Annotated in this window: 21 protein-coding genes; 8 read left to right on the top strand and 13 right to left on the bottom strand. The window is 63.1% G+C overall.

Features of this window, described 5'->3' with window-relative positions:
* Nucleotides 1-349: 349 nt before the first annotated feature.
* Nucleotides 350-1879 carry a Do family serine endopeptidase gene (locus tag AC0L3O_RS21165; protein WP_473535239.1) on the bottom strand — a complete coding sequence of 510 codons (1530 nt, stop codon included), beginning with the start codon at nucleotides 1877-1879 and terminating at the stop codon, nucleotides 350-352.
* 185 nt (nucleotides 1880-2064) lie between these two features.
* On the opposite strand from AC0L3O_RS21165, the gene AC0L3O_RS21170 reads away from it, so the two are divergent.
* The gene (locus tag AC0L3O_RS21170) at nucleotides 2065-2334 is read left to right on the top strand and encodes a CopG family ribbon-helix-helix protein (protein ID WP_091590846.1); all 270 of its coding nucleotides are present in this window, start codon (nucleotides 2065-2067) and stop codon (nucleotides 2332-2334) included.
* A 71-nt stretch (nucleotides 2335-2405) separates the two neighbouring features.
* On the opposite strand, the gene AC0L3O_RS21175 is transcribed toward AC0L3O_RS21170, so the two are convergent.
* From AC0L3O_RS21175 to AC0L3O_RS21215, 9 genes are all read right to left on the bottom strand, one after another.
* Entirely contained in the window at nucleotides 2406-2873 is a 468-nt protein-coding gene (locus AC0L3O_RS21175; protein WP_128172672.1) for a cytochrome c-type biogenesis protein, read from the bottom strand.
* Nucleotides 2870-4861, bottom strand: a complete 1992-nt coding sequence (locus AC0L3O_RS21180) for a heme lyase CcmF/NrfE family subunit (RefSeq protein ID WP_473616517.1) — start codon at nucleotides 4859-4861, stop codon at nucleotides 2870-2872. Before AC0L3O_RS21180 ends, AC0L3O_RS21175 begins: the two co-directional genes overlap by 4 nt.
* Before the next feature lie 105 nt (nucleotides 4862-4966).
* A complete protein-coding gene (gene ccmE / locus AC0L3O_RS21185; protein WP_023800816.1) occupies nucleotides 4967-5407 on the bottom strand; it encodes a cytochrome c maturation protein CcmE in 441 nt (146 codons plus the stop codon).
* Nucleotides 5408-5410: 3 nt separating this feature from the next.
* Entirely contained in the window at nucleotides 5411-6544 is a 1134-nt protein-coding gene (gene ccmI, locus AC0L3O_RS21190) for a c-type cytochrome biogenesis protein CcmI (protein ID WP_023800817.1), read from the bottom strand.
* 245 nt (nucleotides 6545-6789) lie between these two features.
* Nucleotides 6790-7230, bottom strand: a complete 441-nt coding sequence (locus AC0L3O_RS21195) for a hypothetical protein (protein WP_023800818.1) — start codon at nucleotides 7228-7230, stop codon at nucleotides 6790-6792.
* A 178-nt stretch (nucleotides 7231-7408) separates the two neighbouring features.
* On the bottom strand, nucleotides 7409-8875 hold the full coding sequence (locus AC0L3O_RS21200) for an ATP-binding protein (RefSeq protein WP_128172669.1): 1467 nt from the start codon (nucleotides 8873-8875) through the stop codon (nucleotides 7409-7411).
* Nucleotides 8859-9524, bottom strand: a complete 666-nt coding sequence (locus AC0L3O_RS21205; RefSeq protein WP_023800820.1) for a response regulator transcription factor — start codon at nucleotides 9522-9524, stop codon at nucleotides 8859-8861. Before AC0L3O_RS21205 ends, AC0L3O_RS21200 begins: the two co-directional genes overlap by 17 nt.
* Nucleotides 9525-9611: 87 nt before the next feature.
* Nucleotides 9612-9911 (bottom strand): hypothetical protein, encoded by a 300-nt coding sequence (locus AC0L3O_RS21210; RefSeq protein WP_473535237.1) that lies wholly within the window; start codon nucleotides 9909-9911, stop codon nucleotides 9612-9614.
* Between the two features lie 168 nt (nucleotides 9912-10079).
* A complete protein-coding gene (locus AC0L3O_RS21215) occupies nucleotides 10080-10490 on the bottom strand; it encodes a DUF3168 domain-containing protein (protein WP_473616519.1) in 411 nt (136 codons plus the stop codon).
* 145 nt (nucleotides 10491-10635) lie between these two features.
* Here AC0L3O_RS21215 and AC0L3O_RS21220 point away from each other — a divergent pair, with 145 nt between their 5' ends.
* On the top strand, nucleotides 10636-10905 hold the full coding sequence (locus tag AC0L3O_RS21220) for a hypothetical protein (RefSeq protein ID WP_473616520.1): 270 nt from the start codon (nucleotides 10636-10638) through the stop codon (nucleotides 10903-10905).
* Between the two features lie 322 nt (nucleotides 10906-11227).
* On the opposite strand, the gene AC0L3O_RS21225 is transcribed toward AC0L3O_RS21220, so the two are convergent.
* Together AC0L3O_RS21225 and AC0L3O_RS21230 are read right to left on the bottom strand one after the other, a co-directional pair.
* Nucleotides 11228-11494 carry a DUF1488 family protein gene (locus AC0L3O_RS21225; RefSeq protein ID WP_027152775.1) on the bottom strand — a complete coding sequence of 89 codons (267 nt, stop codon included), beginning with the start codon at nucleotides 11492-11494 and terminating at the stop codon, nucleotides 11228-11230.
* Nucleotides 11491-11763 (bottom strand): hypothetical protein, encoded by a 273-nt coding sequence (locus AC0L3O_RS21230; RefSeq protein WP_077381975.1) that lies wholly within the window; start codon nucleotides 11761-11763, stop codon nucleotides 11491-11493. The genes AC0L3O_RS21225 and AC0L3O_RS21230 overlap by 4 nt, the downstream gene beginning before the upstream one ends.
* Before the next feature lie 246 nt (nucleotides 11764-12009).
* On the opposite strand from AC0L3O_RS21230, the gene AC0L3O_RS21235 reads away from it, so the two are divergent.
* The 4 genes from AC0L3O_RS21235 to AC0L3O_RS21250 all read left to right on the top strand — a co-directional run bounded on the left by AC0L3O_RS21235 (nucleotide 12010) and on the right by AC0L3O_RS21250 (nucleotide 14835).
* Nucleotides 12010-12372, top strand: coding sequence for a co-chaperone GroES (locus AC0L3O_RS21235; protein WP_473616521.1), 363 nt, complete (start codon nucleotides 12010-12012; stop codon nucleotides 12370-12372).
* A gap of 100 nt (nucleotides 12373-12472) precedes the next feature.
* The gene (groL, locus tag AC0L3O_RS21240) at nucleotides 12473-14092 is read left to right on the top strand and encodes a chaperonin GroEL (RefSeq protein WP_473616522.1); all 1620 of its coding nucleotides are present in this window, start codon (nucleotides 12473-12475) and stop codon (nucleotides 14090-14092) included.
* 88 nt (nucleotides 14093-14180) lie between these two features.
* Nucleotides 14181-14570, top strand: coding sequence for a hypothetical protein (locus tag AC0L3O_RS21245; RefSeq protein ID WP_128184590.1), 390 nt, complete (start codon nucleotides 14181-14183; stop codon nucleotides 14568-14570).
* A gap of 100 nt (nucleotides 14571-14670) precedes the next feature.
* The gene (locus tag AC0L3O_RS21250; RefSeq protein ID WP_167366301.1) at nucleotides 14671-14835 is read left to right on the top strand and encodes a hypothetical protein; all 165 of its coding nucleotides are present in this window, start codon (nucleotides 14671-14673) and stop codon (nucleotides 14833-14835) included.
* An 18-nt stretch (nucleotides 14836-14853) separates the two neighbouring features.
* Here the strand turns inward: AC0L3O_RS21250 and AC0L3O_RS21255 are convergent, their stop codons facing one another.
* Nucleotides 14854-16407, bottom strand: coding sequence for a trimethylamine methyltransferase family protein (locus AC0L3O_RS21255; RefSeq protein ID WP_473616523.1), 1554 nt, complete (start codon nucleotides 16405-16407; stop codon nucleotides 14854-14856).
* A 170-nt stretch (nucleotides 16408-16577) separates the two neighbouring features.
* Between AC0L3O_RS21255 and AC0L3O_RS21260 the strand changes: the two genes are divergently transcribed.
* Together AC0L3O_RS21260 and AC0L3O_RS21265 are read left to right on the top strand one after the other, a co-directional pair.
* Nucleotides 16578-17216: a TetR/AcrR family transcriptional regulator gene (locus AC0L3O_RS21260; RefSeq protein ID WP_473616525.1), complete on the top strand. Its 639-nt coding sequence runs from the start codon at nucleotides 16578-16580 to the stop codon at nucleotides 17214-17216.
* 158 nt (nucleotides 17217-17374) lie between these two features.
* On the top strand, nucleotides 17375-19534 hold the full coding sequence (locus tag AC0L3O_RS21265; protein ID WP_473616526.1) for a transglycosylase domain-containing protein: 2160 nt from the start codon (nucleotides 17375-17377) through the stop codon (nucleotides 19532-19534).
* The last annotated feature ends 2 nt before the right edge of the window (nucleotides 19535-19536 follow it).

Below are 19536 nucleotides of genomic sequence, written 5' to 3' on the forward strand. Positions count from 1 at the left end.
ACGCGATTTCGCTGGAAGATTGAGTGGCCGGCATAGGCATCATGGCCTCGAGGTGTATCGCGAACAAAATGATTCAAGAACGAGCAGTAAGTCTTTGTTTTATAATGTTATTGGCGTCGAGCCGCCGCATCCTCGGATTTGGGCGACATGCTTTGTTGTTTGAGCATGTCGTCATCCCAAAACCGTTTCACACTTTGGGCGACTGCTCTGTTATTCGAGCGGCAGCGGGCGATGGGAGCCCGCTGCCGCTGGGCCGGAACACGATGACTGACTAACGTATTCAAGCCCCGTGCTTTCCCATGCTACGGCTCGGGTGTTTGAAACCGCCGCATCGGAAGAGTCTGGAACGTCAGCCCTTGGCGACAGGCAGCGCGACGAAGCGGTTGCTGTCCTCGCGGGTGATCTGCATCAGCACCGCCTTGCGGCCCGACTTCACCGCGTCGGCCATGGCCTTGGCGACGTCCTCGGTGCCATTGACCTCCGTCGAATTGACCGAGGTGATGACATCGCCGGGCTGGATCCCGCGATCGGCAGCATCGCTGTCGGGATCGACATCGGTCACCACAAGCCCTTTGCCATCGTCGGACCTGGTGACGGTGAGACCGAGATCGGCCAGTGTATCGGCCTTTGGTGGAACCGAAGGCTGCTGGTCGGCCGAAGCCTGTTTGTCAGTCGAAGGCAGCGTGCCGAGGTCGACCTTGACCGTTTCACTCTTGCCGTCACGCCACAGCGTGACGTCGACCGGCTTGCCGGGCGGGTAGGCGCCGATCAGACGGGCGAGTTCCTTCGGCGAAGCGACGTCCTTGCCGTCCACCTGAGTGATGACGTCACCAGCCGATATGCCGGCCTCCTTGCCGGGACCATCGTCCTGGGCGCTGGAAACGAGCGCACCCTTGTCGGACTTCAGCCCGAGCGATTCGGCGATTTCGGAGGTGACCGGCTGGATCTCGACGCCAAGCCAGCCGCGCTGGACGGTGCCGTCCTTCATCAGATCCTGCACGACCTGTTTGGCGGTCGAGGCGGGAATGTCGAAGGCAATGCCGACGCTGCCACCGGACGGCGAGAAGATCGCGGTGTTGATGCCGACGACCTGGCCGTTAAGGTTGAAGGTCGGGCCACCCGAATTGCCGCGGTTCACCGAGGCATCGATCTGGATGAAATCATCATAAGGACCGGCGCCGATGTCGCGACCACGGGCCGAGACAATGCCGGCAGTGACTGTGCCGCCGAGGCCGAACGGATTGCCGACGGCCACCACCCAGTCGCCGACGCGAACCTTTGAATCGTCGGCGAAGTCGACATAGGTGAACTTGCCGTCGCCTTCAACCTTGAGCACTGCGAGGTCGGTGCGCGGATCTGTGCCGACCAACTTGGCGTCGAGTTCCTTGCCGTCATGCATCACCACCGTGAAGGACGAGCCCTCTCCGACGACATGGTTGTTGGTGACGAGGTAGCCATCCTCGGAGATGAAGAAGCCGGACCCCTGGGCGACCGGGCGTGGCTGGCGGTCACCGCGTCCGAAACGTCGCATTCCATCCCGGCCATCCTGATCGCCAAAGCCACGGAACTCCCTGAAGAAGCGGCGCAATTGCGGATCGTCGGGGAGATTGCCGAAGGCGTCGGGCATGTCGGAGCCGTCGTCGGCGGTCGATTCTATCTTGGCTTTGACGCGGACACTGACGACCGCCGGCGAAACGCGCTCGACCACGTCGGCGAAGCTCGGAACTTGAGGCGCCTCGACACGCACGGCCTCGGCCAGGACGGGGGCTGTCCCGGTGGCAACCGCGCCGAAGCCGATCGCGCCGGCAATGGCCACTGATGCGGCGGCGGCCATCAAGCGTTTGCGGGTGCGGGAATGTGAATTGGGGGCAATATTCATGGGTCTCGTATCCTCTTTCAAGGGATGCGCTTCGCTCGGCATCCTCGGCCAAGAGAAATAGAGGCGCGCACATTACGGCGCCATTTCCAGTGCATGAAACTTTGGTAATGTTTGCAGGCACCAACCCTTTGGTTGCGCCCGCCCGTTGCCCTATGTTGTACACAGTTCAGCACAAGGCTTTCACCATGACCGCAAGCGCCACCATGACGATACGGGTTTCGTCCGAAACCAAGCTGAAGCTGGAGCGGATCGCCGCCGACACGCGGCGCAGCAAATCCTTCCTCGCGGCCGAGGCGATATCGGCCTATGTCGATCGCGAGCTTGAGATCATCGAAGGCATCAAACGCGGCATGGCCGATGCGGCAGCTGGCCGTGTCGTGCCGCACGACGAAGCCATGGCGGAAATCGACGCCATCATCGAAGCGTCGGAAGCCAGGCGCGCAGACAAGGCTTGAAGCGGTTCGTCACCTGGTCGCGAGACATCGTGACACGGCCGCGGTCTTGGCGACGGGGCGGCCGGGCCGAACTAGTTACCCAGAACCTTGTCCAACGCTGCCTTCTCCTCGGCGGTGAGCGTGGCCGCAGGCGTCGAACGGCGCGACCGGGCGGTCAGCACGATGAAAATCCCGCCGGCAAGCAGCAGAAGGACCGGCGTGCCCCACAATAGCGCATTGCGCAGGCTGAAGCGCGGCTTCAACAGCACGAACTCGCCATAGCGGGAAACGATGTAGTCGATCACCTGCCGGTCGGTATCGCCGGCGACCAGGCGCTGGCGCACCAGCACGCGCAGGTCGCGGGCAAGGTCGGCATCGGATTCGTCGATCGACTGGTTCTGGCAAACCATGCAGCGAAGCTCTTCCGAAAGCGTCCGCGCCCGCGCCTCGAGCGCCGGGTCGGCCAGAACCTCGTCCGGCTTCACCGCAAGTGCGGCGCCGGCAAACAACAGCGTCAGCAGCAGGATCAGGGAGGCCAGTGAAGTTTTTCTTGCGGTCATGGCAGGCTCGCCGAAGGCATGGCGCCCGCCGACTTGCGGCTGCGGGACGGTGCGCCGACGCGCAGCCGCCGGTCCATCAGCGACATCGCAGCGCCTGCCATCATGACAAGGGCGCCGCCCCAGATCAGCGTCACCAGCGGCTTCCACCACAGCCGCACCACGACGGAGCCGTCGGTCGCCTCATCGCCAAGCGAGAGGTAGAGCTGGCTGAAACCGATCGTCTTGATACCGGACTCGGTCGTCGTCATCTGCCGGACCGGATAGGAGCGCTTGGACGAGGTGATCACGGCGGTGGTGCTTCCATCAGCGCCGAGCAGGGCGAAGCGGCCGCGATCCTCGCTGTAGTTAGGCCCCTGGGTCGGATAGAGCCCTTCGAAGCGCAGTGTGTGGCCGGACAGTTGCACGGTCTCGCCGGCACGCATCGACAGGATCTTCTCGGTGCCGAAGCAAAGCGTGCCGACAATGCCCAGCGTCGTCAGCCCAAGACCGAGATGGGCGAGCGCGGTGCCGAAGACCGAACGCGGCAGGCCGGCGAAGCGCCTGAACATGATGCCGGGCGCGACACTGCCAAAGCCGGACTTGACGGCAATATCGGTGAGCGCGCCGCAGATCAGCCAGAAGGCCAGGCCGACGCCAAGTGCAGCGAACACCGACGAGCCGTCGATGAACAAGGCCGTCACCAGCACGGCCAGAAGCCCGGCGGCGAAGGCCGCCATCAGCCGCTGGGCGACGGCGAAAATGTCGCCGCGCTTCCAGGCCAGCAGCGGCCCGAACGGAACCGCGACCAGGAGCGGCACCATCAGCGGGCCGAACGTCAGGTTGAAGAACGGCGCGCCGACCGAAATCTTGTCGGCCGAAACGGCCTCGACGACCAGCGGATAGAGCGTGCCGATCAGCACGGTGGCGGTGGCCGTGGTCAGGAACAGATTGTTGAGGACCAGCGCCCCTTCGCGCGAGATCGGATGAAACAGGCCGCCGGCCGTCAACCTCGAGGCGCGAAAGGCGAACAACGCCAGTGATCCGCCGATGAACAGTGTCAGGATGCAGAGAATGAACACGCCGCGCGTTGGATCGGTGGCGAAGGCGTGGACGGAGGTGAGCACGCCGGAGCGCACCAGGAAGGTGCCGAGCAGCGACAGCGAGAAGGTCAGGATCGCCAGCAACAGCGTCCAGATCTTCAGGGCCGAGCGCTTTTCCATGACGATCGCCGAATGGAGCAGCGCGGTGCCGGCCAGCCAAGGCATGAACGAGGCGTTCTCGACCGGATCCCAGAACCAGAAACCGCCCCAGCCAAGTTCGTAATAGGCCCAGTAGGAACCCATGGCGATGCCGCCGGTCAGGAACATCCAGGCGACCAGCGTCCATGGCCGCACCCAGCGCGCCCAGGACGCGTCGATGCGGCCTTCGATGAGGGCGGCGACCGAGAAGGAAAAGCAGATCGAGAAGCCGACATAGCCGAGATAGAGCAGCGGCGGATGGATGGCGAGGCCGAGATCCTGCAGGATCGGGTTGAGATCGCGGCCCTCGATCGGCGCCGGATTGAGCCTGGCGAACGGGTTGGACGTCGCCAGGATGAACAGCAAGAAGGTGGCGCCGATCGCGCCTTGCACGGCCAGCACGTTGGCTCGAAGGGTCGCTGGAAGATTGCTGCCGAAAGCAGCGACGAGCGCCCCGAAGAAGCTCAGGATCAGCACCCAGAGCAGCATCGAGCCCTCGTGATTGCCCCATGTGCCGGTGATCTTGTAGATCAGCGGCTGCAGCGAATGCGAGTTGTCCCAGACGTTGGCCACCGAAAAGTCGGACGTCGCATAGGCCGTCGCCAACGCCGCGAAGGACAGAGCGGTCAAGGCGAAGCCGGTCACCGCGACCGGACCGCCGACGGCCATCATCTTCTGGCTGTTGATACGCGCGCCGAACAGCGGCACCAGCGCCTGTACCAAAGACAGCGCGAACGCCAGGACCAGTGCGAAATGTCCGGTTTCAACCATTGTGGCCAAGCCCGCCAGGTTTTTGCTTTGCCGCAGGGTCTTGCCGCAAAATCGTGGGAACCCTCGGGTCAAGCCCGAGGGCAGGCTTTTGCGGAACCTGCTTAGTCACTTTTTGCTCTCCTGCCACACGCCTCTGGACTTGAGGCCGTCGGCCACCTCCTTGGGCATATAGTTCTCGTCGTGCTTGGCCAGCACGCTGTCGGCGACGAAGACGCCGTCCGGGCGAAAAATGCCTTCAGTGATGACGCCCTGCTCCTCGCGGAAAAGGTCGGGAAGAATGCCGGTGTAGGTGACCTTGACCTGCTTCTGGTTGTCGGTCACCGAAAAGGCGACGGTGGTCCCCTGACCGCGCTCGATCGTGCCTTTTTCGACGAGGCCCCCGAGCCTGATACGCTGCCCGGGCTGCAGGCTGGCGGTGGTCAGATCGGCGGGCATGTAGAAGTAGGAGGCCTTCTGGCCGAGCGCATAGAAGGTCAGGCCGGTGGCGGCACCGAGGAAGGCCAACCCTCCGGCGATCACCGACAGTCTTTTCTGCTTGCGCGTCATTTCTTACTCCGTCGCCGTCAGGCCAAGCGAGGCGGCAAAGGCGGTGAATTTCTTCGCTTCGTCACTATCGGAGCCAAAAACGGCGATACCGCGATTGAGCGCGTCGCGCGCCTGATCGGCCTTGCCCAGCACGACATAGGAACGAATAAGCTGCATCCATCCTTCCACATCGCGCGGGTTTTGCCGCAGTTTTTCGTCAAGCCCCGCAACCATGGTGTTGATCATCGCTTCCTTATCCTGCGGCGACATCGACGAGGCGGCGTCGACATCCCCGGCGTTCGGGCCTTTTGCAGGCACTCCCGAAGCGACGCTGCGCCTGGCGGTTTCGGCCAGTGCCTGCGCGACGGCGCCGCGCCAGGGCGAGTCCTGCGGCAAGGCCGCGAGCATTTTCTGCCAGCCGGCCGTCGCCTCCTCGATGCGGCCTTCCTGCGCCATGCCCATCGCCAGATAAAAGCTGGCCTTCGGAGTCGCCGGATCGAGCTTCAGCGCCGCCTCGAAGGCTGCCTGGGCATCGGCCGAGACAATGCCGCCCGCTTCGCTGGCGATCGCCTCGCCGAGGCCGGCCTGGCGGGCTGCGCTGTCGCCGTCGAGGCGAATAGCGTTGCGGTAGGCCGTCACTGCGTCGGAGAACCGCTGCATGCGCAGATAGATTGGCGCCAGGACGTCCCAACCCTTGCCATCGGACGGGTTGGCGGCAAGGTGGGCCTCGGCGCGTGCCACCAGTTCGTCGACCGAACTGTCGGCGGGATTCTTGGCCAGTCGCTCGCTGAGCGGCTGCGACGGCAGATCGGGCGAGCCGAGTTGGCTGTACAAGCCCCAACTGACCAGCGGAACCGCCAGGACCGCAGCCGTCGCGACCAGCCTGGTCGCCATCGACGGCTGCCGCGCCGCTGCCTTGTCGGCGGCATTGTCGAGGCGAAGGATGCGGCGGGCGATCTCCGCACGCGCCTCTTCGGCCTCGGCCGGCTGGATCAGGCCACGCGCCACGTCGCGGTCAAGCTCGGACAGCTGGTCGCGATAGACTTCAAGGTCATGATCGCTGCTTGGCGAACCACCCTTCGGGCCGCCGGCCAGTGGCAGCAGCACCGCCAGGCTTGCACCCAGCGTGAGAATGGCGGCTATGACCCAGAACAGCATGCTTCTTCCAATAACGGCAGAGCCCTGCCCTGCCAACACAGGCGTCCTGCGACGCTTTGACGGCAGATGCGTCGCATGTCCTTGATTGATGTCAACCGGACCTAAAGCGCGTCGCGTTCGACCGGCGTCATGCGACGCACCTTAGATAGTTGTTTTCATGCATATCGTCATCGCAAGATCGCTGCACACCCTCGAGTCAGGCCCGAGGGCATGCTTTTGCGCCACATGCATTATCCGGCCGGTCGTTACGTCAGCGGCGTCCAGCTGCCATCGGCGTTGCGGCAAGCGGTTCCGCGCGCGGTGGCCCCGGCGGCGCCGGTAAACACCGTATGGGTGTATTGTCGGCAGTCCTGCGAGCCGACACGATAGGGCTGGGCGGGCACGACTTCACCGTAATGCGCCGACCGATCGCTCTTCCACGTCACCTTCTGGCTGCTCGCCGTGTACTCGAGCGCCCTGTATTCCGCCTCCAGCGCCTTGCGCTTTTCGGGATCGCTCAAGCCAGTACCGATCGATCCGCTGACGAGGCCGCCGCCCATGGCGGAAATGACCGTCGTCGCGATCTTGCCGTCACTTGGCGGCGTTGCGGCCGGCTGCGGCGCCACCGTGGGGCCAGGGTTCCTGCCCAGCGTCGTGCAGCCGGAAACGGCCAGCAGTGCGGAGACGAGCGCGACGCGAATCTTCATGCCAAAAACCGGTCTCTTGAGTTAAAGCTGGGGGCCGCGCCATCGGGGAAGTCGGCGTGGCCATAGTGTCGATGTTTGTCGGAAATTTGGCCGCGGCCGACGGCTCCCGGACCAGTCGACATGCCGCCATATCACGCACCGTCGATCAATGTCGACCGGCCCAGCAAAAAGCATGGGCCTAGTGAAGGCTCCGCAATCGAACCACCGCCTTCAACCCGCCCATGCTGGACCGTTCCAGAGCCAGAACGCCTCCGTATTCGTTGACGAGGTCGGCGACAATGGCAAGTCCAAGCCCGGTCCCCGGCCTTGTCTCGTCGAGACGCCGCCCGCGCTTCAGCGCCTCGCGCGCCTTGTCTTCCGGAATGCCCGGGCCGTCATCCTCGATACTGATCTCGAACAGGTTGACAGCACCCTCCTTGCCGGCGCCACTCTTCTTGGCGGAGCCACCCTTGCCCGAGATTGGCGCCACCGACACAGCGACCGCGCTCTTTGCCCATTTCATGGCGTTGTCGAGCAAATTGCCAAGCAATTCTTCCAGATCCTGGCGTTCCCCGGCAAAGACGATATCGACTGCCGGCAGCGAAAGTGAGAGAGCTGTCTGCGGATTGAGTTTTTGCAGCACGCGCACCATGCGCTGGACCAGCGGCGCCACCGGCGTGCGGTAGACGACGCTGTCGCGTTGCGCCGCAACGCGGGCCCGCTGCAGATAATGGTCAATCTGCTTCTGCATCGAGGCGGCCTGTTCGGCTATGAGTTGGCCCTTGGCACCGCCGAGCGCCCGTCCCTCGTTGATCAGCACCGCCAGCGGCGTCTTCAGCGAATGGGCGAGGTTGCCGACCTGCGTCCGCGAGCGCTCGACGATACGCTTGTTGTTTTCGATCAACGCGTTGGTCTCGTCGGCGAGCGGCTCGATCTCGGCGGGGAAGCGACCGTCGAGCTTTTGCGCGGTTCCTTCGCGCACCATGGCGAGAGCGTCCCTGACCCGGCGCAATGGCTGCAGGCCCAGCAGGATGGCGATGGCGTTGATGGCGATCATGCCGACGCCGAACAGCGAAAGATAGGTCAGCAGGCGACGCTGAAAGGCGCTTATCTCCTGCTCGAGCTCGGTCCGGTTGCCCATGACGCGGAAGCGCGCTGCGCGATTTTTCGCGTCGAGAACGAATTCGCTCTCGAACACTTCCAGTTCCTCGCCATCGATGCCTTCTGTCGTATAGCTGCGCTGGAAGCTGGCATTGAACGGAACCTCGGCGACGCTTGGCGACAGGATCGCCGTGGTCATCGAGGAGGAGTGCAACTCACCACTCACGCCTTCCGACGCAGGCTCCACCGACCAGTACCAGCCGGACTTCGGCTCCGAGAACCGAAGGTCGCCCAGGTCGGGAGCGCCGGTCAGCGAACCGCCTTCGGACACGCCGACCGAGCCGATCAGATTGAACAGATGCGCCGACAGCAGGCTGTCAAAACCGCGCTCGTTCGCCTGGCGATAAAGGGTCGTGATCAGCGTGAAGATGACAATCAGGGTGAGTATCGCCCAGACCGTGGAAAAGGCGATCACCCGGAACGCCAGCGAACGCGGCCCGAACCGCACTGAAAGCGGCGTCCTTACAGTCTGTCTGAGCGGTTCCGCCTTACGCCTCCGGCTCACGCATTCGATAGCCCATGCCGCGAACGGTTTCTATCATGTCGATGCCCATCTTCTTGCGAAGCCGCCCGACAAAGACCTCGATTGTGTTGGAATCGCGGTCGAAATCCTGATCGTAAAGGTGCTCGACCAACTCGGTTCGGGACACGACCTCGCCCATATGGTGCATCAGATAGGCAAGCAGGCGAAATTCGTGCGACGTCAGCTTCAACGGCACGCCGTCGACATCGGCCTTGGAGGCTTTGGTGTCGAGCCGCAACGGCCCGCAGGTCAGCTCCGACGACGCATGGCCGGCCGCGCGCCGGATGAGCGCTCGGACCCTGGCCAGCACCTCTTCGATGTGGAACGGCTTGGTGACATAATCGTCGGCGCCGGCGTCGATGCCGGATACCTTGTCGCTCCAGCGATCGCGCGCCGTCAGAATCAGGACCGGCATCTTGCGGCCGCCGCGCCGCCAGCGTTCGACCACGCTGATGCCGTCCATCTGCGGCAAGCCGATGTCGAGCACCACGGCGTCATAGGGCTCGGTGTCGCCGAGGAAATGCCCTTCCTCACCGTCGAAAGCCCGGTCGACAACATAGCCGGCATCGACCAGCGCGTCGGATATCTGCCGGTTCAAGTCCTTGTCATCTTCGACAACGAGTACGCGCATATGGGATCATACCAGTTGAGGAATCGGCCTGTTGAGGAGCTGGACGTCAGGTATAGGCCGATTCCAGCGCCTGGGATACGGCAGGCATCAGTTCAGCGGAACGACGATCTCCGTGCGGCGTGGACGCTGCCCATCCTTGCCCGGGACCAGCACGACGATGACGCAGACCGGCTGGCCACCGCGCGTCGACTGTGACGCCTTGGCCAGCGTGCCGCCATTCTGCTCGGCGACCTGCTGACCGATCGCGTAGCAGTCGGAGGCGGCCGGGACGATCGGCCGGTTCTGCTCGGGCACGACGACCGGCAGCGCCGTCGCCTGCGACGCAAACAGACCAGCAGCGCAGAGAGCAAGTGTCGCGGTTGGGAAGTGGGAGCGAAGCGTTTTCATGATCAGCGTCCTAACGCATCGGTGCTGAACGTGATATGAACATTGCCTGCAACATATGCCTGTCTCACCCCCTGGTATGCGACACAACCAACCCCGGTGATTTGGCCGCCCCAACCCGGCAAATCCCGGCGCCAGTCTAGACTGTGTTGCAGCCTTATTGAAAGCGCGTCAGGCGTTTTCTTCCGTCACGGCAAGAAAGCGCAGCAGCCCGTGACAGGCTGAAAGATCCTGGTCGTAACGGACCTCGGTGAATTCGAGCCTGAGGTTGACGCGGTGATGCTCGTCGAGCGCGAGCGCCGCATCCTGGAGGCGGGCGCTGACCATGTCCATCACGTCGAGCATTTCTTTCCTGGCCTCGGATTTCGACCAGAAATGCAGAGTGAAAAGCTGCTCGGCGTCTTTCTCCCTGCCTGTTACCCAATCATAGACGCTGGTCCGGCCGAACGTCACATAGGGAAACGGGATGTTTTCCGGGACATGGTCGAATAGTTTTGCGCCGCCCAACGCCGCTGACAGGGAACCGTCAGCGTCCAGCGCCTGGAACAAGGCCTTCTGCAACGCGGCAGCCGGCGCGGCCATTGTTTTCTCCCTCGCCCGTCGCGGCTGAACAGGCCTTTGTGTCGTCAACGATTCGTGCTTGCAGCGTAGCCGCGTTGAGGTGGCTGCGCCAGATCAGGGGGATCTCAGGTGGCTACCCACGCCTTTCATTTGACATGCAAGGCGTTTGAAAAACGGTGCTATGGAGTGTTTGTTTCTCCAGACCTTCGAGGTTGTTTTCGTGCGCGAGCCATCTCTGCTGCCTGTTTTCGGAAAGCTTGGGATCAAGACGCCAGTCGTCGTTGCGGCGGCGCCGACCATGTCGAAAAGCATTAAGAACATTGTGCCCCGCATGCGGGAGGTTCTGTCTTCATACGGAGGCCTAGCCTTGAAGCTGTTCGTCGTCGTTTGGACGGTCCTTGTCCTGGCGGCAGTGTTCTACATCACGCAAGCCTGACAAATCGCATTCATCGATCGGGGACGGAAACGAAACGGATGCCGGAATGGCAAACCGCTACGCACTGCGCATGGAGCATCCGCACAGCTGGGCCGTCTTCGATGGCTTCACCGGCCAGCCCGTCGAGCTTAAGCACCGGGTCTTGGTTGGCATGAACACGCGCGATGCAGACGCGATGGTCGGATCGGCCGAACAGCCGAGACGTCAAGCGACGGGCAAAGGCGGAGAGCAAGCCCTGATCCTGCCGCTAGGTTCACTCGGCACATTCGTGCGCCTGGATCGGATCTGGCGCGTTGGCCCTGAACGCGATGACGTTCGGGATTTAACGAAAATCGGCCGCCGTCAGCACATATATGCTCTTGCGGGTCCGGTCATAGGCATTCCTGGCAACGTCGTGGATGGAGCTGGAAGCCGTATCGAAGGCGGCGAGATAGGTGGCTTCTGCAGTTGGTGTCCCCGACTCTGCCTTCGAGATGGCATCCGTGGCTACGGAGAAGGAAATCTGGAACATGCCGTCATGGCCGACGAAGCGGATGCGTTTGCCCGCCTCGTCGTAGCTGCGGCTTCGATTGGGAAATGTCAGGCTCATGACTTGACCTCCGTTGATGCAACGTCTGCCTTCTTGACCGCCCGCGACGCCCGCTTTTTCTTGGGGGCGACGGGATTGAGGGCCTCCGCGGCGCGGTCGGCCTCTTCCTTGGCCAGCCGCAACGCCCGCAATCTTGCCGTCTTAATGGTCCTGGCCTTGGCCTCGGAAACATACTCGGCCGTTGCCTGGTTGCGTTCCGCGGTTTTCTTCTGCTTCTCCATGAAGCGCGCTTCGGCTTTTTCCATGATGTTCTGGCTAACTTCCGCCATCGATTAAAACCTCCTTTTGGCTGCAATGATGAAAATGATTTTCTCCCTTAAAATAGTCACTCGATGTGGAAAAATCAAATTCTGACCTATTTTTGATCGAGCAAATTTCTGAAGCGAAAACGCAAAATAATACTATTCAATGTTTTACGGCGGCCAACGAATATTTTTTGGCACTCCTATCTATCGAGTGCCAACGCGCCTATAGAAGGGAGCGGCCGCCTAAGCCGGCCCCAGAAAGAAGTTTCCATGAAATTCCGGCCACTCCACGATCGCGTCGTCATTCGGCGCGCCGAAAGCGACACCAAATCCAAGGGCGGCATCATCATCCCCGACAATGCCAAGGAAAAGCCGCAGGAAGGCGAAGTGATCGCCGTCGGGCCGGGCGCGCGTGACGAAAGCGGCGCGCTGATCGCGCTCGATGTCAAGGCCGGCGACCTCATCTTGTTCGGCAAATGGTCCGGCACCGAGGTCAAGATTGACGGAGAGGACCTTCTGATCATGAAGGAGGCCGACATCATGGGCATCATCGACAGGAGCGAGATGGGCATCATCGACAAGAGCGAGATGGGCATCATCGAGAAGACCGGGGCTGCCAAGAAGGCCGCCTGATTGGAGCGCCGCGCGTCTTGGACGCGCAAAGGACGCTCCAAATTTTTGATTCAGGCGGTGCTGACAGCGCCCTGCCGCAACCAACCGAACTGGAAAAAAGATGTCTGCCAAGGAAATCAAATTCTCCACCGATGCGCGTGACCGCATGCTGCGTGGTGTCGAAATCCTCAACAACGCCGTCAAGGTGACGCTCGGCCCCAAGGGCCGCAACGTCGTCATTGACAAGGCCTATGGCGCACCGCGCATCACCAAGGACGGGGTGGCGGTAGCCAAGGAAATCGAGCTTTCCGACAAGTTCGAGAACATGGGCGCGCAGATGGTGCGCGCAGTGGCGTCGAAGACCAACGACCTTGCCGGCGACGGCACCACCACCGCCACGGTGCTTGCCGCTTCCATCTTGCGCGAGGGCGCCAAATTCGTTGCCGCCGGCATGAACCCGATGGACCTCAAGCGCGGCATCGACCTTGCCGTTACCGCTGTCGTCAAGGAAATCCAGGCACGCGCCAAGAAGGTCAAATCTTCCGGTGAAATCGCGCAGGTCGGCACCATTGCCGCCAATGGCGACACCACCGTCGGCGCCATGATCGCCAAGGCGATGGACAAGGTCGGCAATGACGGCGTCATCACCGTCGAGGAAGCCAAGACCGCCGACACCGAACTCGACGTCGTCGAGGGCATGCAGTTCGACCGCGGCTATCTCTCGCCCTATTTCGTCACCAATGCCGAGAAGATGCGCGCCGAGCTGGAGGACCCTTACGTCCTCATCCATGAAAAGAAGCTCGGCAATCTGCAGGCGATGCTGCCGATCCTCGAAGCCGTGGTGCAAAGCGGCAAGCCGCTGCTGATCATCTCCGAGGACGTCGAAGGCGAAGCGCTGGCGACGCTGGTCGTCAACAAATTGCGAGGCGGCCTCAAGGTTGCGGCCGTCAAGGCGCCGGGCTTCGGTGACCGCCGCAAGTCGATGCTGGAAGACATCGCGGTGCTCACCGCCGGCCAGGTGATTTCGGAGGACCTCGGCATCAAGCTCGAAAACATCACCATCGACATGCTAGGCCGCGCCAAGCGCGTGCTGATCGAAAAGGACACGACGACGATCATCGACGGCGCCGGCGAGAAGGCCACGATCCAGGCGCGTGTCCAGCAGATCAAGGGGCAGATCGAGGAAACCACTTCCGACTACGACAAGGAGAAGCTGCAGGAGCGGCTGGCCAAGCTCGCCGGCGGCGTCGCGGTCATTCGCGTCGGCGGCGCGACCGAGTCCGAGGTCAAGGAAAAGAAGGACCGCATCGACGATGCGCTGAACGCCACGCGCGCGGCAGTGGAAGAAGGCATCGTTCCCGGCGGCGGTGTCGCGCTGCTGCGCGCCAAGGCCGTGCTGAACGGGCTGACCGGAGCCAATGCCGATGTGACGGCGGGCATTTCGATCGTGTCGAGAGCGCTCGAAGCGCCAATCCGCCAGATCGCCGAGAACTCCGGCGTCGAAGGTTCGATCGTTGTCGGCAGGCTCACGGACAGCAAGGATCACAATCAGGGCTTCGACGCCCAGAACGAGACCTATGTCGACATGATCAAGGCTGGCATCGTCGATCCCGCAAAGGTGGTGCGGACCGCGTTGCAGGACGCCGGGTCGATCGCGGCGCTGCTGATCACCGCGGAAGCCATGATCACCGACATTCCAGCAAAAGACGCTGCGCCTTCGGCCGGCATGGGCGGCTACTGACCACCCCTCCCGTAAATGGGCCCCTGCAAGGCCTGGCCCCAGCAAGGCCGGGCGACCGATCCCAACATCAACCAGGAAGGAACTGTCCGTGGCCACACAAAGCAGCAAGCCATCTCTCGCGCGTCGATGGGAAGATTACCAGCCGGCCAAATCCACGCTTTTGTGGGCATGCGCTGCAACCTTCGTCGCCACGCTGATCATCGGTTTCAACTGGGGCGGCTGGGTGACCGGCGGCACCTCGCGCGCGCTGGCGGCCACCGCCGGCGATACGGCGCGCGGCGAACTGGCCTCGGCGGTCTGCGTCGATCGCTTCAATACGGCGCCCGACGCGGCCGCCAAACTTGTCGAGTTCAAGGCCATAACTGACAGCTACAAGAAGCGGCAGTTCATCGAGACGGGCGGCTGGGCGACCATGCCCGGAAAAACCTCGCCCGACAGGCTGGGTGCGCAAAGCTGCGCGGTCGCTCTCGCCACCTAACATCTTCGACCTCTCGGAGAGAACGTGCTCTTGACGAGAGCCCGAAAGACAGCCGCCGGGGCATCCTCCGGCGCGCAGCCGTCGGCAAGGAGATCGATCCATGATTGCATTCGTCCCGAAGCCAAATGCTGTAGTAAAGACCAAAGTGGCCGAGGAAAGCCGCTTCGATCGCATTCGCAGACTCGCCGCCGACAAGCACAGGAAAGCCGATGCCGGCACGATCCGCCGCGACCCGCAGAAGGCAGGCGACAAGCGCCCCATGTAACGCCCTCGCTGAACTACATCACGAGACCGGTGCTGCGCCACCCTCTTCCGTGCGCCGCGCAATGAATTCGTCGAGAACACCTGATGTGGCAGCGGCGCAAGCCGGCGGCCGAAAATCGGCCAGCAGCCGTTTCCAGATGCCGGTGGCGCGCTCCGTGGCGGTTCTTGACCCGGCCTCAGTCCAGTTGCCGAAATTCGACCAGTCGGCGACCAGCGGTTCGTAGAAAGCGGTGCGGTACCGCGCCATTGTGTGCCCGGCCGAGAAGAAATGCCCGCCCGGCTGCACTTCAGCGATGGCCTCGAAGCCGATCGCGGCCTCGTCGCCGGGCGTCGCGGCGCAGAGTTCCGCGATGGTCTGCAGCGCCTCGATGTCGGTGATCAGCTTCTCGAACGAGACGCTCAACCCGCCTTCGAGCCAGCCCGCAGCATGGATGCAGACCGTCGCGCCGGCGAGCACCGAACCCCATAGCGCGAACTGCGTTTCGTGGGCTGCCTGCGCGTCCGAAATGTTGGCGGCACTGCCGCCGCCGGACCGCCAGGGAAGGCCGGTGAAGCGTGCAAGCTGACCGGCGCCGAGCGTCGCCTTGACGTGCTCCGGCGTGCCGAAGGCCGGCGCCCCGGACTTCATGTCGACATTGGAGGAGAAGGAGCCATAGACCACCGGCGCGCCCGGCCGCACGATCTGGGCCAGCGTCAGCCCGGCCAGCGCTTCGGCGTGCTGCAGCGTCAGCGCGCCGGCCACGGTGATTGGCGCCATGGCGCCGGCCAGGCAGAAGGGCGTTATGATCAGCACCTGCCCCGCCTTGGCAAAGTCGATGATGCCTTGTGCCATCGGAATGTCGAGCTGACGCGGCGAGTTGGTGTTGATGACGGTGTAGCAATGAGCGCCCGAACGGAATTCGTCCTCGGACAGACCGCGCGCCAGCCGCAGCATCTCGAAGCCGTCCTCGACCTGCGGCGTGCCGCGCGCGAAGACGAACGGCAGCTTGTCCGACAGCGTCAACTGCGCGCGGTTGACGGCATAATGGCGGAAGCGGTTGTCGATGTCCTGCGGCTCGATGCAAGGTCCCAGCATGTGCAGCACGTCGAAATGCTGCACCAGGCGGATGAGATCCTCGAAAGCGGCAAGCGTTCCCGGCCGCCGGCCGTGCTCCAGATCGGTGACGTTTGGCGCCCCGGATCCTGCCAGGAACGTCATCGAGCCGAGTTCGAGCGTCAGGTCGCGGGCACGGTCACCGGCATGGACGCGGATCGATTTCGGCGCCGAGCCCAGCGCCGCCGCGACGATATCGCGGCCGATGCGCACCATCTGGCTGTCCTCGTCGACCAGCGCGCCGGCACGGGCAAGAATGGCGCGCGCCTCCGGCAGCAGCACCTTGGCGCCGAGTTGCTCGAGCACGCGCAGCGCCGTGTCGTGGATCGCGGCGACCTGGTCGGCCGAAAAGATCGGCTGCGGCAGGAACGGGTTCTTCAGCGAACGATAGTCCGGCCGGCGGCTGGTCTCGCTGCCGGCCTCGCCGGTTCGTCCGCGCCTGCGTTCGCGCCTGAGGTTGCGTGCGGCGTCATCGACCATGGCGGATACTCCTCATTGCCGTATTGCCCTGCGTTGCGGATCGTAGGCAGGAGCCGCGATGACGCGCGTCGGCCGCTCGGCCCAGTTCGTTGAGGCAGACAGGATACTTGTACTGTACATATGTGTCTAGTACGGTTGTATGCAGTTCGCCCTCATGCCTTTGTGCGGCCATGACCATGATTTCTCCGCAGCACGAGCCGGCGCCCGGCAACACCAAGGTGACGCGCCGGGACTGGATCAATCTTGCGCTCCAGACACTGATTTCAGACGGCATCGAAAGCGTGCGCGTGCTGCCGCTCGGCCAGAAGCTCGGCGTATCGCGCTCAAGCTTCTACTGGTATTTCGAGAGCCGTCAGGACCTGCTCGACCAGTTGCTTGCCCATTGGCGGGACACCAACACCAAGTCGATCGTCGAACGCGCGCAGCGGCCGGCCGAAAGCATCATCATGGGGGTCATGAACGTGTTCGAATGCTGGGCCGACGAGCGCCTGTTCGATCCCAGGCTCGACTTTGCCATCCGGGAATGGGCGCGTCGCTCCTACGACGTGCGCCGGGCCATCGACCAGGCCGACAATGACCGACTGGGCGCGATCCGCGACATGTATCGCCGGCATGGCTACGCCGAAGAGGATGCCTTCATCCGCGCCCGTGTGCTCTACTACATGCAGATCGGCTATTATGTGCTCGACCTCAAGGAACCGGTCGAGGCAAGAGTCAGTCATCTCGCCGCTTATCTGCGCAGTTTCACCGGCCAGGAGCCAAGCGATGCCGACGTGGCGCATTTCATGCGCTTTATCGCGGCGCGTTAAGTGAGTGCGAGGTGGCAGAGGTGGCAGGCCCGACCCCGGTATCAACAAACTGTACCGCGAAAGCCCCCCTCACCCTTGTGAGCGAGGCCAAAATGGACAAATAGTCTGGTATGAGTGCCGCTTCTCAGTGGGAGGCGTAGCCGCAGCCGGATCTTGGAATGGCCAGTCCTTTGAAAACACGCAGGAGAAGGGGTCCGATTGCCGCAAGACTGCTGGCGGCGGATGCGTGGTTCGATTCCTCGCTCTACGAGACCGGCTTCAAGGCGCGCCGGTTCTGGGAAGCGGCCACCATTTTTTTCCGGCGCTTCCGCGTCTCCGGCTGGCGCCGCGGCATCATCGAACTGTTGAGCGAAGGTTTCACGCTCGGCGCCGGCGGCATCGTCGTCATGCTGGCGCTCGCCTTGCCGGCCTTCCAGGAAACCGCCGGCGACTGGCGCGCCCAGGGTGATTTCGCCATCACCTTCCTCGACCGCTACGGCAATGAGATCGGCCAGCGCGGCATCATCCAGCGCGATTCGGTGCCGGTCGACGAGATGCCCGACCAGGTCATCAAGGCGGTGCTGGCCACCGAGGATCGGCGTTTCTTCGATCACTACGGCATCGACGCGCTCGGCCTTTCGCGCGCGATCTTCGCGAATGTGCGGGCGAATTCCGTGGTGCAGGGCGGCTCAAGCATCACCCAGCAGCTGGCCAAGAACCTGTTCCTGACCAATGAACGGACGTTGGAGCGGAAGGTCAAGGAAGCCTTCCTGGCGCTATGGCTCGAGGCCAATCTGTCGAAGAAGGAGATCCTGCAGCTCTATCTCGACCGCGTCTATATGGGCGGCGGCACGTTCGGCATCGAAGCGGCCGCCGATTTCTATTTCGGCAAAAGCGTCAAGGATGTGAACCTCGCCGAAGCGGCGATGCTGGCCGGCCTGTTCAAGGCACCGACCAAATACGCGCCGCACATCAACCTGCCTGCTGCCAGGGCGCGGGCCAATGTGGTGCTGTCGAATCTCGTCGAAGGCGGCTTCATGAGCGAGGGTCAGGTGCTGCAGGCGCGGCTGCATCCGGCTGAAATCGTCGACCGCGGCGAGCAGAAGAGCCCGGATTACTACCTCGACTGGGCATTCGAAGAGGTCAAGAAGATCGCCGCGAAGTCCGGCCAGCATTCGCTGGTCGCCCACACCACTTTCGACGCCAACATCCAGAAGGCGGCGGAAGAATCGATGGAGTTCCATCTCCGCCAGTTCGGCAAGGAATACAACGTCACCGAAGGCGCCATGGTCGTCATCGAAACCAATGGCGCAGTCAGGGCGATCGTCGGCGGCCGCGACTACGGTGCCAGCCAGTTCAACCGCGCCACCAAGGCGCTGCGCCAGAGCGGCTCATCGTTTAAACCCTACGTATACGCAACGGCGATGGAGCACGGCTTCACGCCGGACTCCGTCGTTTCCGGCGCGCCGATCTCCTGGGGTGCCTGGTCGCCGCACAATTACAATGACGGACGGGCCGGCAAGGTCACGCTGATCACGGCGATGGCCAAATCGGTCAACACCGTGCCGGTGCGGCTGGCCAAGAATCATCTCGGCATCAAGCCGATCAAGGCGATGGCGGAAGCCATGGGCGTCGAATCGCCGCTCGAATCGCACAAGACGATGGTGCTCGGCACATCGGGCATGACCGTGATGGACCAGGCGACAGGCTTTAGCGTGTTCGCCCAGAACGGCTTTGTCGGCTCCCGGCATGGCGTCACCCAACTCGTCACCCGTACCGGCGAGGTGGTTTACGATTTCGCCAAGGATGCGCCGCCGCCGCGCCGTGTGCTCTCGGAGCAGGCACTGAAATCCATGAACACCATGCTGGCGGCGGTGCCGGTGATGGGCACGGCGCGGCGCGCGGCGCTTCCCAATATCGTTTCGGCCGGCAAGACCGGCACAACGCAGTCTTACCGCGACGCCTGGTATGTCGGCTTTACCGGCAACTATACGGCTGCCGTGTGGCTCGGCAATGACGACTTCACCCCGACCAACAACATGACCGGCGGCTCGCTGCCGGCGATGGTTTGGCAGCGGCTGATGGTCTATGCGCACCAGAATATCGACCTCAAGCCGATCCCCGGCCTCGATCATCCCTTCGTCGACGAAGAGATCGCCGCCAAGGCCGAGGAAGCGGAAAAGACGAATGCCGAGCAGGCAGCGGCCGACACCGCCGCCGAGCGGCCGCCGGTGCTGTCCAGCCAGACGACGCGGGCGCTCAGGGACATCACCAGGCTGTTCCAGTCGGCACCCGTCCTCCAGGCGCCTGCGACACCGGAGACCCTGTCGGCGCTTTGATG

The organism is Mesorhizobium sp. WSM4810, assembly GCF_055811235.1.